This is a genomic window from Sphingopyxis sp. H073 (genome assembly GCF_001468395.1).
Classification (GTDB): domain Bacteria; phylum Pseudomonadota; class Alphaproteobacteria; order Sphingomonadales; family Sphingomonadaceae; genus Sphingopyxis.
On sequence record NZ_LNSG01000002.1, the window covers coordinates 291,429 to 307,491 of the forward strand.

A 16,063-nucleotide genomic window follows, 5' to 3' on the forward strand; every position below is an offset into this window, starting at 1 on the left:
GTCAATGGAGCCGAGGGAGTCAGTCTTGGGGTGGGAAGCGGACACAGCCTCTGTTCTTGGAAGTGCCTTTCATCAAAGCCCAGATTTATTGAGAAGCGCCAGCACTTTCGGCCATTTCTCGTACTCGCTCCACTCTCTCAGGGTTTTTCCGTCTGAGGGCCTAACCGCGCCCATGTCGGCGCCGCGAGAAATGAGCAACAGCGCAACATCTTCATCTGAAATGTTGAAAAGGATGTGTTCTCCTTCATTGTCCTTGAAGTCCGGATCGGCGCCAGCATCCAACAACAGTCTCGCGACGCCAACATCACTCACCTGCCACAAGATGCTCTCGCAGTAGCCGTTTTGGCAATGCTTTATGCTTGCTCCCGCATCCAATAGCAGCCGTATGACTGCTCTGCGATCGGTGGTGGCAGGATGCTTTTCGTCATTGCTCATCACACCGTTGGCAGCTTCAAAAAGTGGAGGGTCGCTTGGCAAGCGACTACCGTTATCTCCGTTCGGGTTCGCCCCCAGTCGGAGCATGTCGCTAACAATCTGGGGGTCTGCGTTCGCTGCAGCACTCGTTAGAAGCCTTGTTGCGAAGGCGCGGTCAATCCCACTGGAACTCTGCGGCTGATACAGAGCGTCGTACGCGGCGTGATTATCGGAATCCACTGCCGCCTGCAGTGCGCTCTTCCACTGCGCTTTGTCTGCAATGCCTCCGTTAGCAATCAGCCATTTGATCGCATCGCCATGGCCTTCGTAGATTGCTGTTCTCAGTGGGCTTGGCCCTTCGGCAAGAAAAATCGGGGCTCCCAAACCCTTCAAACGCTGCATCGTCCCCACGTCGTTGCGCTCTGCCGCAGCATCCATGAGTTCGAGCCCCAAAGTACCTGCGAAGTCAGCGCCCTCTTCTTGAAGCATCGGGATGACCTGGGGTGTTCCCTCGATCCAGCGATTAGTTCCTGCTGCTGCATCAATTGCATCCTGAAGCGCTGTTACCGACGCGGGCATCCCTGCTTTCTCGCCGACATAGTCGACGATCGATTTCTTGCCGTTTCCAGTATCAATCGTCACCACATAGGTTGGATTGTCGGTAACCTCGGCGCGATACTCGTCGCGAAGGGTGAAAAATCGTGCCTCTTCGAATTGCGCCACAAGTTGTTCGATCGCCTGCGTCTCTATGGTTGTCTCGTGAGTGCCGGGGACTCGGACGCCGCTTTCTGTCGAGTACGCGCGATGAATATTGGCGACATCATCGGGATCGAGATTTGGCGTGGTTTCAAAAACCACGCGACCGCGTCCTGTGATTGTAACTTTGTAATCTGGACACGATCCGAAGCAGGCAGTCCTTTGAAGGCTGATTACAAGCTTATCCTTGTTTACATCAGGAAAGGGCGCACTCAAGAAATGGCAAGCGCTTAGCAACAAACTGCAAATTCCAATCAAGATGGCTCGCAAATTTGCACTCCTGCACTCCGTTCACACGCGCTTGCTTATCAAACAAAGGACGAATGTCCGCAATCGTTCGAAAGCGGCCAGCCTAGGTCCGCTTCTTCTTCCAGAATTTCCAGCCGCTGCCGCTGCTGAGCACGCCGGCGCGGAACAGGCGGACCGAGAGATAGACGGTGAGCGCGACCCAGATGGCCTGCCAGCCGAGCGCGAGCAGGTGGACGCCGACCGCATCGTCGGTAGCGGCGCGCGCTGCCATCGCGAAGGGCGACGAAAAGGGGAAGATCTGCGCGAAGCGGGCGAGGCCGGTGCCGGGGGCGCTCGCCGCCGCGGCCGAGAGGCTGAACATGCCGACTTGGAAGATGGTGATCGGCAGGCTGAGCATCTGGATCTCGCGCACCGTCGCCGCCTGCGCGCCGACGCCGAGAAACGCCGCGCCCAAAAGCAGGAAGGCCATGATGAAATAGGCGAGCGAGATGCCGAGGAAGAAGAGCCAGCCCGTCGCGGGCGCGGCCATCAGCGCGGGCTTGGCGGCGCCCGCGGCGGCGCCGGCCGCCGCGATGGCGGCGGGGTCGGCCTGAAGCGCGTAGAGAAATCCGCCGCCCATCGCGAGCGCGAACCAGAAGGCGATGAAGAGTATCGCGACGCCGAGCATCCCGAGCAGCTTGCCGAGGAAGACGCTTTCGAGCGGCACTGCAGCGGCGAGAATCTCGATGACCTTGTTGCCCTTTTCCTCGGCGAGCGAGCTCACCGTCTGGCCCGCGAGCAGCAAGGTCAGGAGGAAGATGGTGAACACCGCGACAAAGGCCAGGGTCTGCTGCGCCGCAATGCTGTTGCCGCCGTTCGACAGGCTTTCGAAGCGCGGCGCCACGGGTGGCAGCGGCCCGGCGGCGCGCGCGCGTTGCACCTCGGTGGCGAGGAGGACGAGATAGCGTCCCGGACTGGTGCCCGGTTCGCGCTCGACGATGCGCGGCGCGGCGAGCGGTCCGCTCATCACCGCATAGGTGTCGCTGCCCTTCTCGCGCGCGATGGCGACCGGATCGGCGGCCGGGGACACGACGCGGAGCACAAGAACCGCTGGTTCGCGCGGCATCGCGGCGCGCAGCCGGGCATCGGCAGTGCGCAGCACTTCGATATCGGCAGCATCGGCGATCGCGACGATCCGCCCCGCGCCGCGCGCGCTGTCGGCGAGCTGCGCGGCGCCGGTACCGCCGGCAAGCCCCATGGCCAGCATGAACAGCGGCGCGAGCAGGAAGAGCAGGAAGGTCGGCGTCGCGACGATGGCGAGGAAATCGCGGCGCGCGACGACGCGCATATTCCTGAGGAAGGCGTTCATGCCGCGGCCTCCTCGATCGCGTCGTTTTCGGGCGAGGCGTCGAAACCCGCGTCCACCTGCCGCACGATATGGACGAAGGCGTCGTGAAGCGCCGGGCGCGCGATCGACAGGCCCGCGACGCCGTGCCCGCTCGCCGTGATTCGCGCCAACAGCGGTTCGACCTCGCCATCCTCGATGGCGAAATGCCACGCGTCGCCCTTGCGCATCGCCGCCGAGGGAAGCAGCGCCGCGACGGCGTCGCTACCGTCGCGCGGCGTATAGCGCACCTGCATCGGCAGCAGCGCGCGCGCTTCGTCGACGGTCCCCTCGAAGCGGCGCTGCGAGCGCGCGATGATCGCGAGCCGGTCGCAGAGCCGTTCGGCGTGCGCCATGACATGCGTAGAGAAGAGGATCGTCGCGCCGCGGTCGCGTTCGCGCCGGACGAGCATTTCGAGCCGTTCCTGGTTGACCGGGTCGAGCCCCGAGAAGGGCTCGTCGAGGACGATCAGATCGGGGGCGTGGACGATCGAGCCGATCAGCTGGACCATTTGCGCCATGCCCTTCGACATCTTGCGGATCTTTTCGTCGATCACGCGTTCGAGGCCGAGTTCGGTCATGAAGGTCGCGGCCCGGCGGCGTCCCTCCGACCAGTCGAGCCCGCGCAGCGCGCCCATGAAGGCGATCGCCTCGCGCGCCTTCATGCCCGGATAAAGCCCGCGTTCCTCAGGGAGATAGCCGATGCGATGGCGCACCGATTGCGGCTTGTGGCCGCCGAGCAGGCGGCTCGTGCCCTCGTCGGGGTCGATGATGCCGAGGGTCATGCGCAGGCTGGTCGTCTTGCCCGCGCCATTGGGTCCGAGCACGCCATAGATGCTGCCCTCAGGCACCTGAAGCGACACATGGTCGACCGCCTTGAAGCTGTCGAAATATTTGGTGAGGCCATCGGCCTCGACGCTGTAGTCGGTCAAACGCTGGTCCCCGATCTTCGGTCACGCCGTCTATGGCACGGACAGGCGGTTGCCGTATAGAGCGCCAATGGTTGCCGAAGCCTTGCCTCACCCCGAAACGCTCGAACAGCGGCTCGAAGCGGTCGCGCGCGCGCACGGCTTTGCTGCCTTCGGGATCGCGCGCGCCGACGCGGCGCCCGAAACCGCGGCGCGGCTCGACCGCTGGCTGGCCGAGGGATGCCACGGCGACATGATCTGGATGGAAAGCCGCAGCAGCCAGCGCGGGTCGCCGCAAGGGCTGTGGCCCGAGGTGCGGTCGGTGATCGCGCTCGGCATGAGTTATGCGCCCGAGGTCGATCCGCTGGCGCTGGCGGAGGTTCCGACACGCGGCCGCATCTCGGTTTACGCGCAGGGCGCCGACTATCATGACGTCGTCAAGAAAGCGCTGAAAGCCGTCGCGCGCTGGCTCGTCGCCGAGGCGAAGGAGGCAGAGGTCAAGGTGTTCGTCGACACCGCGCCGGTGATGGAAAAGCCGCTGTCGGCGGCGGCCGGGCTCGGCTGGCAGGGCAAGCATACCAATCTGGTCAGCCGCGAGCATGGCAGCTGGCTGTTCCTTGGCGCGATCTATACGACGCTCGACCTTGCACCCTCGGTTGCAGGCCGCGATCGTTGCGGCAGCTGCGCCGCGTGCCAGCAGGCGTGCCCGACCGATGCCTTTCCCGCGCCCTACCGCCTCGATGCGCGGCGCTGTATCTCCTACCTCACGATCGAGCATGACGGGCCGATCCCGGTCGAGCTGCGGCGCGGCATCGGCAACCGCGTCTATGGCTGCGACGATTGCCTTGCGGTGTGCCCGTGGAACAAGTTCGCCGACACGGCGGCGCGGCACAAGGCCTTCCTGCCGCGCGGCGAACTGGTCGCCCCGGCGATCGCCGACCTTCTCGCGCTCGACGATGCGGGGTTCCGGCAGGTGTTCGCGGGGTCGCCGATCAAGCGGATCGGACGCGGGCGGATGGTGCGCAATGCCGCGATCGCGGCGGGAAACAGCGGCGATGCGCGATTCCGGGCGCGGCTGGAAGCGCTGACGCAGGACGAATCGCCGATGGTGGCCGATGCGGCGGCGTGGGCGCTTGCCGAACTGGCGTCCTGACGTCAGCGCCTGAGCGCGTTCACGCAGCTGTCGACATTGGCATCGCGCCCCTCGGGCGTGCGGGCGTCGACGTGCGTCGCAACCGGCTCGGCACCCTGTTTCGGGGCGTAATAATAGATGTCGAGGATACAGGCGGTGCCCGCGAACTGCAGCTTGCGGCCGGCACCCTCGGCGACGTCGAGGCGCGGCTTGCCGAATTGCGACAGCGCCGCGCCGGCACGCTGGCCGACGAGGCTGTTGTGCTGGACGATACGCGGGGTGACGGGTGGCGGCGCGGCGACCGGCCGCGCCGGGCGCGGTACGGCGGTGGTTCCGCAGCCCGCCAGGGCGGCTGCAAGCAGGATCGTCGGCAGCAGCCGGACCAGTTTCATCGCGGTTTCCCGTCGCTCAGGTGCAAAAGATGGACGGCCATAGCGGCGCTCAGGATCGGGGCCAACAGATTGGCGACGGGCACCAGGAAGCTTGCGGCGGACAGCAGGCCGAGCGACCAGCGTGTCGGCCGGTCGAAGCGCGGCCGGTCGGGGTGGCGCGCAAGCACCATCGCCTCGAGATCGCGGCCGAGCAGCAGTGCATTGACGGCGAGGGCGAGGATCGGGGTGCCGATACCGGTGACGAGCAGGACGATATAGAGCGGCAGCGCGAGGAGGTTGCCGACGATGAGGCGGCCGAGCGAGGCGAGCGCGAGCGCGATATTCTGCCGCCAGCCGACATCGACCGCGCGGCTTGCGGCGGCGGCATAGTGGCGCCCCTCGACATCGGCAACGATCGCGTCGGCGAACAGCCCGACGACGACGATCGCGACGGCGCGGAAGAGCAGCCAGCTTCCGACGACGAGCGCGAGGGCGATCAGCACGCCCGCCATGTCGAGGCTCGCACCGTCCAGCCAGCGCCAGTGCGCGAGCGCCCAGCGCACGCCGAAGAAGATCGCGGCACCCGCGGCGGCGAAGATCAGCAGGGTGAGCGCAAGACTTTGCGCGAGGATGCGGATCACGCGCGGGCTCGGCAAGTCCCTGAGGGCAAGCAGGAAGGCGTGGACGGTGCGGGTCATCATAGGGGGATGGGGCGCGGCGGGCCGCTTCGTCAAGCGATGCGCTTGCCTAGACGCGCTGTCGCCCTTAAAGCGCGCGGCAGTTTTCCCCGACCAGCACAGGATTTTTCATGGCCTCCACCGCCCGTTTCGACGTCGTCGCCATTGGCAACGCCATCGTCGATGTTCTTGCCCGCGCCGACGATGCGCTGATCGAGGCCGAGGGCCTGACCAAGGGGTCGATGCGGCTGATCGACGGCGACGAGGCCGAACGTCTCTATGCGGCGATGGGGCCCGCGGTCGAGGTTTCGGGCGGCTCGGCCGCGAACACGCTCGCGGGCATGGCGGCGCTCGGCGAACGCTGCGCCTTCATCGGGCAGGTCGCCGACGACCAGCTCGGCCATGTCTTTACCCACGATTTGCGCGCGCTGGGCGTCGCGTATGAGACGCCGGCGCTCAAGGAAGGCGCGCCGACCGCGCGCTGCCTGATCCTCGTGACCCCCGATGGCCAGCGCACGATGAACACCTTCCTCGGTGCGAGCCACCTGCTCGAGCAGCGGATGATCGACGAGGCGTGGATCGCCGACGCCGAGATCCTCTATCTCGAAGGCTATCTGTGGGATCCCGAACTGTCGCGCGCGGCAATGCGCCGCGCGATCGACGTGTCGCGCGCGGCGGGGCGAAAGGTCGCCTTCACGCTGTCCGACGCCTTCATCATCGACCGCCACGGCGCCGATTTCCGCAAGCTGATCGGCGCGGGGCTGTTCGACATCCTGTTTGCGAACGAGGTCGAGATCTGCGCGCTCGCCGAAACCGAGGATTTCGAGGCGGCGGTCGCCAAGATCGCGCCGCAGGTGCCGCTGCTTGTCGTCACGCGCGGTGCGCGCGGCGCGATCGCGCTCCGCGATGGGACACGAACCGAAGTCGGCGCCGAGCCGATCGAGACCGTCGTCGACACGACGGGCGCGGGCGACCTGTTCGCGGCGGGATTCCTCTCCGGCCTCGCCGAAGGGCGGCCGATCAAGGATTGCCTGACGATGGGCGCGGTGTGCGCGCGCGAGATCATCGCGCAAGTCGGCCCGCGCGCGCAGACCGACCTGAAGGCGAAGGTCGCCGCGCGCCTCGGCTAGGGTCAGGATCCCGGGAACTTTTGCGTTCGCCGAAGCGTCCTTAGCGCCATAGTGCAAAAAGGAGGCTTCGCCATGGCCGACGAAATCCACACGACGCGCGATCCCGACGGGACGACGCACACCACCACGGTCATCGACCGCGAACCGCGCCGCGGCGGCGGGATCGGCGTTGGCCTGATTGTCCTCGTCGCGATCGTGATCGCGGCCTTTTCCGCCTTTCAGTTCCTTGCGAACGACAAGACCGAAACGGGCGCGATCACCGAGGCAGCGCAGAAGGTCGGCGACGCCGCACAGGATGTCGGCGACGCGGCGCAGAAGGCGGTCGATTAGGTCAGGCGGCCGGCGCCGCGGCCTCGGGGTGCTTGCGGAACAGCGCGCGGTCGGCGGGGCCGAAGCCGCGGGTCCAGATCAGCCAGGCGTAGATGCCGAGGATGAAGGGGACGCCGATCAGCAGCTCCGCCCATTCGGGGAGCTTGGTCGCGCCCCAGCCGAGCACCGTCGCGCCCGCGGTTGCCCAGACGAGCGCCCAGCGCAGGCTGTTCACCGGCGCGCCGAGGATGTGCGCGAGCAGCCGCGCCTTGACCACCGATGCAAAGCCGAGCGCAAGCATCAGCGCGAGTGCGACCGCGGCGGCATAGTAGATCGGGTCGAGCCCCATCGAGCGCGCGACGAGGATCAGCGCGACGCTGAGCACCGCCTGCAGCGCGAGTGTCGCAAGGCTGATCAGCAGGTTGCGGTGGCGCGCGACATAGACGAGCGCGGCCTCGCTGACGACCGCGGTGGCGGCGACGACCTCGGCGGCGAGGAGGAAGGCGAGCGCGCCCGCGCCGCCGACGAACTGCGGCCCGACGAGGCCCATGACGGCCTCGCCCGGGATGCCGAGCGCGAGCGCGATGCCCGCCTGCGCGGCGATGATCCAGAAGCCGACCTGGCTGACCTGTGCCGCCACGGCGGCAAGCCGCTTTTCGGCGAGGTTGCGCGTGATCACGGGGCCGAGGATCGGTTCGAAGCTGGTCTTGAGCTTCTGCGGCAGCGAGGCGACCTGCTGTGCCATATAATAGATGCCGTAGATCGTCGGCGAGGTGAACTGGCCGAGGATGAAGAGGTCGAGGCGGCGTGTGCCCCATTCGATCGCATCGGCAGCGGCGAGCGGGGCGTTGCGCCGCGCAACTTTAAAGAGGTGCGCGGGGTGCGGTTGCCAGCCGCCGGGCCCGCCATAGTGGCGGATCATCGGAACGAGCGCGGTCAGGAAAGCGCCGATCATCGCGCTGCCATAGGAGAGCATCAGCCCGTCGCGCGGCGAGACGAACCAGAAACCGGCGGCGGCGATGCTGATCACCCACGGTTCGACGACGGCGCGCGCGCGCACCGTCGCGCCGACGTCGAAGCGATAGGCGCAGGCGGCGAGCGCGACGTCGGTGCCCGCGATCGCGAAGATCAGCAGCGCCATCCAGCGGTCGGTGCCGTCGATGCTGCCTGCCGGAAACATCAGCCCCGGAAAGAGGAGCAGGATCGCCGAGCCCGCCGCGGAGGCAAGGAAGGCGACGAACATGCCGTCCCAGACGACGGTGCGCTGGTCGGCGCCCGGCGCGCTCAATTGCTCGGCGAGTCCGCGCTTGAGGCCGAGCGTCGCGAGCTGCGCGACGAGTTCGATCACGAGGACGGCGAAGGCGAAGCGCCCGACCGCCTCGGGCCCGTACCAGCGCCCGGCGAAATAGAGGAAGGGCAGGCGCGCGACGAGGCGCAGAACGAAGCCGAAAAAATTGGTGCGTCCGCCCTTGGCAAGCGCCGCGGTATCCGCCTCGGCCTGTGGCGCAGTAGCGGACGAATCGGGGGTGCGCGCGGTCGCGCTGTCCGTGTGGCTCAAGCCTGGCGCCCCTTCTGCATGTCCCCGCGCAATCTAGCGCGGGGGTGCGGGGCAGGCAATCGGTGCAAAAGACTCATCGGCCCTCTGGTCGGAGCGGCCGGCTGAGCAGGGCCTGAATCGCTTCGCCCGCGCGAATCTCGCCCGCGACGAGCCGCGCCACGGCGTCGGTAATCGGCATGTCGATGCCGTCGGCGCGCGCCGCCGCGGCGATCACGGGCGCGCTGAACGCGCCTTCGGCCACCGTGCGGCGGTCGGCCATCAGTCGGGCAGCCTCCTCGCCGCGCCCGAGACCCTGGCCGAGCGCGAAGTTGCGCGAATTGGACGAGGTGCAGGTGAGGACGAGATCGCCGAGTCCGGCGAGCCCGGCGAGCGTTTCCGCCTGCGCGCCGCGCGACAGGCCGAACCGCGTCATTTCGGCAAAACCCCGGCTGATCAGCGCAGCGCGTGCGTTGAGGCCGAGCCCGGCACCGTCGACAATGCCGCACGCGATCGCGAGGATATTCTTGACCGCCCCGCCGATCTCGGCGCCGATCATGTCGGCCGACACATAGGGACGGAAATGCGGACGCGCGAGCGACCCGGCGATGGCCTCGGCGGCCGCTGTGTCGGCGGCGGCGAGCGTGATCGCGGTTGGCAGGCCGGCGGCGACCTCGTGCGCAAAGGTCGGGCCCGAGAGCACCGCGAGCGGCCTCGCGGGGCAAAGCTGTTTGGCGATGTCGATCGGGAAGGCGAAGCTCTCGGCCTCCATACCCTTGCTGCAAAAGATCAGCGGCGCGTCGCCTGCGGGTAGATCGGTCAGAACCGCGCGCAGAAAGGGCACGGGGACGACGACGAGCAGCGCATCGCAGGCGGCGAGATCGGCGAGCGTTCCCGTCGCGGTCAGCGAGGACGAAAGCGCTGCGTCCGGCAAGAAGAGCGGGTTGCGATGTTCGGCGTTGATCGCGGCGACAACCTCCTCCTCGCGCGCCCAGAGGCGCACCGGCGCGCCGTCGGCGGCGAGCATCTGTGCGAGCGCGGTGCCCCACGCGCCGCCGCCGACGACGCCGAAGTTCGAATATGATGTCATGCCTTCACGCGTCATGCTTTCACTCCGGCGCCGCGCACGGCTTCGGCCTCCGGATCGAGCGGCCAGCGCGGGCGCGCGGCGGTATCGAGCGGATCGGTGAGCCCCGCGGCGAAGCGCTCGGCGCCCGCCCAGGCGATCATCGCGCCATTGTCGGTGCAGAGCCAGAGCGGCGGCGCGACGAAGGGCTTGTCGAAGCGGCTTGCGAGTTCGGTGAGCGCGGTGCGGATCGCGCCGTTCGCCGCAACGCCGCCCGCGACGACGAAGGCGGTCGCCTCGGGACACGCCGCGAGCGCGATGCGGCTGCGATCGACGAGACAGTCGACGACCGCCTGCTGGAAGGAGGCGGCGAGGTTGGGGACGCTATGCGCACCCGACGCGGCGGCGCGTGCGACCGCGCTCTTGAGCCCGGCGAAGGAGAAATGCGGCTCGGCGCTGCCGACGAGCGGGCGCGGCAGCGGCACCGCGGTCGGATCGCCGCTCTGCGCCGCGCGCTCGACCGCGGGGCCGCCCGGATAGCCGAGCCCGAGCAACTTCGCGGTCTTGTCGAAGGCTTCGCCCGCGGCGTCGTCGATCGTGGTGGCAAGGCGGCGATAGGCGCCGACGCCTTCGACGAGCAGCAACTGGCAATGGCCGCCCGATACGAGCAGCAGCAGATAGGGAAATTCGAGCGCGGCGTCGGTGAGCCGCGGGCTCAGCGCATGGCCTTCGAGATGGTTGACCGCGACGAGCGGCTTGTTAGCGGCGTGCGCGAGCGCCTTGCCGGTGACGAGCCCCACCATCACGCCGCCGATCAGGCCCGGGCCCGCGGTCGCGGCAATCGCGTCGACATCGGCGAGCGTGACGCCCGCGTCGGCGAGGACGCCCTCGACGAGCGGCGCGAGCCGGTCGACATGCGCGCGCGCGGCGATTTCGGGGACGACCCCGCCATAGGGCTGATGTTCGGCCTCCTGCCCCGCGACGCGGTGCGCAAGCACGCGCCGGTTGCTGTCGACGAGCGCTGCCGCGGTTTCGTCGCAGCTCGATTCGAGGCCGAGGATGAGAGTCATATGATAGCGCGCCCTTTACCCGCCCCATTGCGGGCAGGGCAAGGGAGAGAGAGAGATGCGAGCCTTTCCCCGCCGAAAACCGGATTGGAAAAACCGGTTCCCACTTTTTCGGGAAATGCTCTAGCGCGTGAATATGGCTTCGATTCCGCTTCCGACAACTGCCCGCCCGCTGCGTATCGGCACGCGGGCCTCGCCGCTGGCGCTCGCGCAGGCGCATATGGCCGCCGCCGCACTGGCCAAGGCCCATGCATTGGCGCCCGAAGCGCTTGAAATCGTGGCGATGACCGCGACCGGCGACAAGATCCAGGATCGCGCGCTCGCCGAGGTTGGCGGCAAGGCGCTGTGGACGCGCGAACTCGACGCCGCGCTCGATGCGGGCGCGATCGATATCGCGGTTCATTCGTTGAAGGATGTGGAAACGATCCGCGACGCGCGTTTTGCGCTAGGCGCGATGCTCGAGCGTGCCGATCCGCGCGACCGGCTGGTGGTGCGCGGCGGCGTCACCGCGACGACGATTGCGGAGCTGCCGCCCGGCGCGCGGCTGGGGACGAGCAGCCCGCGGCGCGCGGCGCAGGTCAGGCGGCTGCGCCCCGACCTGGTGACGATGCTGCTGCGCGGGAATGTCCAGACGCGGCTCGCGAAGCTCGCCGCGGGCGAGGTCGATGCGACGTTGCTCGCGGCGGCGGGGCTCGACCGGCTCGGCATGCACGACATCGGGCAGGCGCAGGCGATCGACCTGCTGCTGCCTGCCGCCTCGCAGGGGGCGATCGGTATCGAGTGCCGTGCGGATGACGCCGCGACCTTCGCACTGCTCAAGACGATCGACCATGCGCCGACGCATCGCGCTGTGGCGGCCGAGCGCGCGTTGCTCGCTACGCTCGGCGGCGATTGCCGTTCGCCGGTCGCGGCATACGCACACTGGCTGGACGATGGCGCGCTTCGCCTCGACGCCGAAATCTTCTCGGACGACGGCGCGGAGCATGTGGCGGGCCATGCGCTGGTCACCGGTCGCGGCGATGCCGAGGCGCTGGCGCATCGCCTACTGGACGAAGCTCCGGGCAGCGTGCGGCGCCTGTTCGCCGTATGATTGGCGGCCTGCCGCTGCTCGTGACGCGCCCCGAGCCGGGATGCGCCGCGACGGTGGCGCGGGCGCGGACGCTGGGGCTCGATGCGCGGCCGCTGCCACTGTTTGCGGCGCGGGCGCTCGAATGGGTAGCGCCCGATACGCGCGACCATGACGCGCTGCTGCTGACGAGTGCGCAGGCGGCACGGCTGGGCGGGTCCGGGCTCGCCGCGCTCGGGGCGCTTCCGGTTTATGCGGTGGGCGAGGCGACCGCCGCTGCGGCGCGCGATGCGGGGTTCGGCGTCGCTGCCGTCGGCGAGCGCGACGCCCAGGCGCTGCTCGACGGCATGGCGTCATCGGGAAAGCGGCGAATCCTGTGGCTTTGCGGGCGCGACCGTACGGCGTTCGCGACCGCGCTGACGGTGACGGCGCTGCCCGTCTATGCGGTCGATCCGGTCGATCCGGCCGCCGGTTGGCGCGATTCGGTCGCGGCGCCGGCGGTGGTCCTTGCCCACTCGGCGCGGATCGCGGCGCGGGCCGCCGACCTCGCCGGAGCGGCGGTTAAGCATTTGACCTTGCTGGCGATCAGCGCCGCGGCCGCCGATGCGGCGGGTGATGGCTGGGCGGAAAAGGCGGTTTCGCCGCGCCCCGATGATGCCGCGATGTTGGCAGAGGCGGTCCGTTTGTGCCACAAGGGTCGCCAATAGGGTCGTTCGAAAGAGACACATGACAATCGAAAGCATCGACAGGCCGGCGTCCTCGGACGGCGTGGCCCCGGTGAAAAGACTTTCGCTCCGCGCGCTGTTCATCGGCGCGGTGCTTCTCCTGATCCTGGGCGTGGTCGGCGGCGGCTGGGCGATGAGTCGCTGGCTGGCGAGCGAGAAGCCCCCGGTGACCGTCGTCAGCGACGAACCGGCGGTGGGCGGAGCGCTCGCCGCGATCGGCCAGGCCGAGGTGGCGGCTGGCGGGCAGGTGGCCGCGGCGCCCGCAGTCGACGGCGCAGGCGGTCTCGCGGCGCGGGTCGCCGAACTCGAACAGCGGCTGTCGCGCATCAACCTGCAGGCCGAATCGGCGTCGGGCAACGCCTCGCGCGCCGAGGGGCTGCTCGTCGCCTTTGCGGTGCGGCGCGCGCTCGATCGCGGGTTGTCGCTCGGCTATCTCGAGGCGCAGCTTCGCCTGCGTTTCGGCGACGACCAGCCCAATGCGGTCAAGACGATCACCGAAACCTCCCGCGAACCGGTGACGCTCGAGCAGCTGCGCGCCGAACTCGACGCGATCGCGCCCGAACTTGTCGGGCGCAGCGGCGACAAGGGCAGCCTGTGGACCGGCCTGCGCCGCGAGCTCGGCGAATTGTTCGTCGTGCGCCCGGCGGGCACGCAGTCGCCGCGTGCGACCGAGCGGCTCGAACGCGCGCGCCGCTATCTCGCGGGCGGCATGGTCGACCAGGCGATTACCGAGGTCGAGGCGATGCCCGGCGCGGCGGAGGCGGGCGACTGGCTGATCGACGCGCGCCGCTATCACGAGGCGCGGCGTGCGCTTGACCTGATCGAGACCGCCGCGATATTGGAGCCGCGCGACGGGGCCGCCGTCGCGATGGCCCGCGATCCGGCCCAAACGAACCCCTGAGCGCGCCCGCGGGCACGCCCCAAGAGAAAGCCCGACCCATGGCCCTCGCCGATCCGCAGCGCATCGAGGCGCTCGACCCGTTCGATCCGCTCCAGCTCGCCGACCAGCTCAGCGAAGAAGAGCGGATGATCCAGAGCGCGGCGCGCGCCTATGCCGAGGGCGAGCTGCTGCCGCGCGTCACCTCGGCCTTTCTCGACGAGCGCTTCGACCGTGAGATCATGTCGGAGATGGGCCAGCTCGGCCTGCTCGGCGCGACGATCGATCCCGAATATGGCGGGGCGGGGCTCAATTACGTTTCCTACGGGCTGATCGCGCGCGAGGTCGAGCGCATCGATTCGGGCTATCGCTCGGCCTGTTCGGTGCAGAGCAGCCTCGTGATCCATCCGATCAACGCCTATGGCAGCGAGGAGCAGAAGCGGAAGTTTCTGCCCGGGCTGACCTCGGGCGAACTCGTCGGCTGCTTCGGCCTGACCGAGCCCGACGCGGGCAGCGACCCCGGCAGCATGCGCACGCGCGCCGAGAAGATCGCGGGCGGCTATCGCCTGAAGGGCGCGAAGATGTGGATCACCAACGCGCCGATCGCGGATGTCTTCGTCGTCTGGGCGAAATCGGACGCGCACGACGGCGCGATCCGCGGCTTCGTCCTCGAAAAGGGGATGAAGGGCCTGTCGGCGCCGAAGATCGAGGGCAAGGTCAGCTTACGCGCCTCGATCACCGGCGAGATCGTTATGGACGGGGTCGAGGTCGGCGAGGATGCGCTGCTGCCGCACGTCTCGGGCCTCAAAGGCCCGTTCGGCTGCCTCAACCGCGCGCGCTACGGCATCGGCTGGGGCGCGATGGGCGCGGCTGAATTCTGCTACGAAGCGGCGCGCAACTACACGCTCGAGCGCAAGCAGTTCGGGCGCCCGCTCGCGGCGAACCAGATCGTCCAGCTGAAGCTCGCCAACATGCTCACGGAGATTTCGATGGGGCTGCAGACCGCGCTGCGCGTCGGCCGGCTGATCGACGAGGGCCGGCTGGTTCCCGATGCGATCAGCCTCCTGAAGCGCAACAATTGCGGCAAGGCGCTCGATATCGCGCGGGTTGCGCGCGATATGCACGGCGGTAACGGGATTTCGGCGGACTATCATGTCATCCGTCACGCGGTGAACCTCGAGACGGTGAACACCTATGAGGGCACGCACGACGTCCATGCGCTGATCCTCGGCCGCGCGATCACCGGCATTCCCGCCTTTTCCTGATGCGGCCGCTGGAGGGCCTGCGCGTCGTCGAGCTGGCGCGCGTGCTTGCGGGGCCGTGGTGCGGGCAGCTGCTCGCGGATCTCGGCGCCGAGGTGGTCAAGGTCGAGCGGCCGGGCGCCGGCGACGACACGCGCGAATGGGGGCCGCCCTTCGTCACCGGCGCGGACGGCGCGAATCTGGGCGCGGCCTATTATCACAGCACCAACCGCGGCAAGCGGAGCGTCGCGATCGACATCGCGAGCGCCGAGGGCCAAGCCGGGGTGCGCGCGCTGCTCGCCGATGCCGATGTCGTCATCGAGAATTACAAGGTCGGCGGGCTCGCCAAATATGGGCTCGATCCAGCGCGATTGCGCGCCGATTTCTCGCGGCTGATCGTCTGCTCGATCACCGGCTTCGGCCAGACCGGGCCTTATGCGCACCGCGCGGGCTATGATTTCATCGTCCAGGCGATGAGCGGTTTCATGTCGCTGACCGGCGAGCCCGACGGGGCGCCCCAAAAGGCGGGAATCGCCTATGCCGACATTTTCACCGGCATGTATTCGGCGGTCGCGATCCTCGCCGCGCTGCGACGTCGTGACGTCAGCGGAGCGGGCGCGCATATCGACATGGCGCTGCTCGATTCGCAGGTCGCGGTGCTCGCCAACCAGGCCGCGAACTATCTGGCGAGCGGGGTGTCGCCGAAGCGAATGGGCAATGGTCACGCGAATGTCGTGCCCTATCAGGCGTTTGCGACCGCCGACGGCCAGCTCGTCGTCGCGGTCGGCAACGACAGCCAGTATCGCAAGCTCTGCGCGATCCTCGGCGAGCCGCAGTGGGCGGACGATGCGCGCTTCGCGAACAATGCCGCGCGGCTCGCGAACCGCGCCGAGCTGATCCCGCTGCTTGCGGCGAAGATCGCCACCTGGGACGCGCAGCCGCTGTCGCTCGCGCTCGAGGCGGAGGGTGTGCCAGCAGGCCCGATCAACGACCTCGCCGGGGTGTTCGCCGATCCGCAGGTGATCGCGCGCGGCATGCGCTTCCGGCCCGACGGGGCCTTTATCGACGGCGTTGCGAGCCCGATCGTGATCGATGGCGAGCGGATGGTCGCCCCGACCGGGGCGCCGCCGCTCGCCTCATAGAAAAAGGGGCGCCGCAGCGGACGCCCCTTTCCCCCC

The 16,063-nt window shown here is 68.4% G+C and carries 16 protein-coding genes; 8 read left to right on the forward strand and 8 right to left on the reverse strand.

What is annotated here, in order from left to right:
- Positions 1–72 precede the first annotated feature (72 nt).
- From ATE64_RS04390 to ATE64_RS04400, 3 genes are all read right to left on the reverse strand, one after another.
- Positions 73–1,440 carry a DUF6438 domain-containing protein gene (locus ATE64_RS04390; RefSeq protein WP_331458784.1) on the reverse strand — a complete coding sequence of 456 codons (1,368 nt, stop codon included), beginning with the start codon at positions 1,438–1,440 and terminating at the stop codon, positions 73–75.
- Positions 1,441–1,522: 82 nt separating this feature from the next.
- A complete protein-coding gene (locus tag ATE64_RS04395; RefSeq protein WP_058454311.1) occupies positions 1,523–2,767 on the reverse strand; it encodes an ABC transporter permease in 1,245 nt (414 codons plus the stop codon).
- Complete coding sequence (locus ATE64_RS04400; protein ID WP_082657572.1) at positions 2,764–3,714, reverse strand: ATP-binding cassette domain-containing protein; 951 nt, start codon at positions 3,712–3,714, stop codon at positions 2,764–2,766. The genes ATE64_RS04395 and ATE64_RS04400 overlap by 4 nt, the downstream gene beginning before the upstream one ends.
- Before the next feature lie 67 nt (positions 3,715–3,781).
- Between ATE64_RS04400 and queG the strand changes: the two genes are divergently transcribed.
- On the forward strand, positions 3,782–4,843 hold the full coding sequence (queG, locus tag ATE64_RS04405) for a tRNA epoxyqueuosine(34) reductase QueG (protein WP_058454309.1): 1,062 nt from the start codon (positions 3,782–3,784) through the stop codon (positions 4,841–4,843).
- Between the two features lie 2 nt (positions 4,844–4,845).
- Here the strand turns inward: queG and ATE64_RS04410 are convergent, their stop codons facing one another.
- Complete coding sequence (locus tag ATE64_RS04410; protein ID WP_058454308.1) at positions 4,846–5,214, reverse strand: hypothetical protein; 369 nt, start codon at positions 5,212–5,214, stop codon at positions 4,846–4,848.
- The gene (locus ATE64_RS04415; protein ID WP_331458577.1) at positions 5,211–5,927 is read right to left on the reverse strand and encodes an EI24 domain-containing protein; all 717 of its coding nucleotides are present in this window, start codon (positions 5,925–5,927) and stop codon (positions 5,211–5,213) included. Before ATE64_RS04415 ends, ATE64_RS04410 begins: the two co-directional genes overlap by 4 nt.
- A gap of 74 nt (positions 5,928–6,001) precedes the next feature.
- On the opposite strand from ATE64_RS04415, the gene ATE64_RS04420 reads away from it, so the two are divergent.
- Positions 6,002–7,000, forward strand: a complete 999-nt coding sequence (locus ATE64_RS04420) for an adenosine kinase (protein ID WP_058454307.1) — start codon at positions 6,002–6,004, stop codon at positions 6,998–7,000.
- Between the two features lie 72 nt (positions 7,001–7,072).
- Positions 7,073–7,330, forward strand: a complete 258-nt coding sequence (locus tag ATE64_RS04425) for a hypothetical protein (RefSeq protein WP_058454306.1) — start codon at positions 7,073–7,075, stop codon at positions 7,328–7,330.
- A 1-nt stretch (position 7,331) separates the two neighbouring features.
- Here the strand turns inward: ATE64_RS04425 and ATE64_RS04430 are convergent, their stop codons facing one another.
- The 3 genes from ATE64_RS04430 to tsaD all read right to left on the reverse strand — a co-directional run bounded on the left by ATE64_RS04430 (position 7,332) and on the right by tsaD (position 10,979).
- Positions 7,332–8,867, reverse strand: coding sequence for a lipopolysaccharide biosynthesis protein (locus ATE64_RS04430; protein WP_058454305.1), 1,536 nt, complete (start codon positions 8,865–8,867; stop codon positions 7,332–7,334).
- Between the two features lie 73 nt (positions 8,868–8,940).
- Positions 8,941–9,948 (reverse strand): NAD(P)H-dependent glycerol-3-phosphate dehydrogenase, encoded by a 1,008-nt coding sequence (locus ATE64_RS04435; RefSeq protein WP_231729211.1) that lies wholly within the window; start codon positions 9,946–9,948, stop codon positions 8,941–8,943.
- Entirely contained in the window at positions 9,945–10,979 is a 1,035-nt protein-coding gene (tsaD, locus tag ATE64_RS04440) for a tRNA (adenosine(37)-N6)-threonylcarbamoyltransferase complex transferase subunit TsaD (RefSeq protein WP_058454304.1), read from the reverse strand. The genes ATE64_RS04435 and tsaD overlap by 4 nt, the downstream gene beginning before the upstream one ends.
- 133 nt (positions 10,980–11,112) lie before the next feature.
- On the opposite strand from tsaD, the gene hemC reads away from it, so the two are divergent.
- From hemC to ATE64_RS04465, 5 genes are read left to right on the forward strand one after another with little or no spacing between them, the layout of a single operon-like run.
- Positions 11,113–12,066: a hydroxymethylbilane synthase gene (gene hemC / locus ATE64_RS04445; RefSeq protein WP_058454303.1), complete on the forward strand. Its 954-nt coding sequence runs from the start codon at positions 11,113–11,115 to the stop codon at positions 12,064–12,066.
- Positions 12,063–12,749 carry a uroporphyrinogen-III synthase gene (locus tag ATE64_RS04450; RefSeq protein WP_058454302.1) on the forward strand — a complete coding sequence of 229 codons (687 nt, stop codon included), beginning with the start codon at positions 12,063–12,065 and terminating at the stop codon, positions 12,747–12,749. The genes hemC and ATE64_RS04450 overlap by 4 nt, the downstream gene beginning before the upstream one ends.
- A gap of 19 nt (positions 12,750–12,768) precedes the next feature.
- A complete protein-coding gene (locus tag ATE64_RS04455; RefSeq protein ID WP_058454301.1) occupies positions 12,769–13,668 on the forward strand; it encodes a mitofilin family membrane protein in 900 nt (299 codons plus the stop codon).
- Between the two features lie 38 nt (positions 13,669–13,706).
- Positions 13,707–14,909, forward strand: coding sequence for an acyl-CoA dehydrogenase (locus ATE64_RS04460; protein ID WP_058454300.1), 1,203 nt, complete (start codon positions 13,707–13,709; stop codon positions 14,907–14,909).
- A complete protein-coding gene (locus ATE64_RS04465) occupies positions 14,909–16,027 on the forward strand; it encodes a CaiB/BaiF CoA-transferase family protein (protein ID WP_058454299.1) in 1,119 nt (372 codons plus the stop codon). The genes ATE64_RS04460 and ATE64_RS04465 overlap by 1 nt, the downstream gene beginning before the upstream one ends.
- Positions 16,028–16,063: the final 36 nt, after the last annotated feature.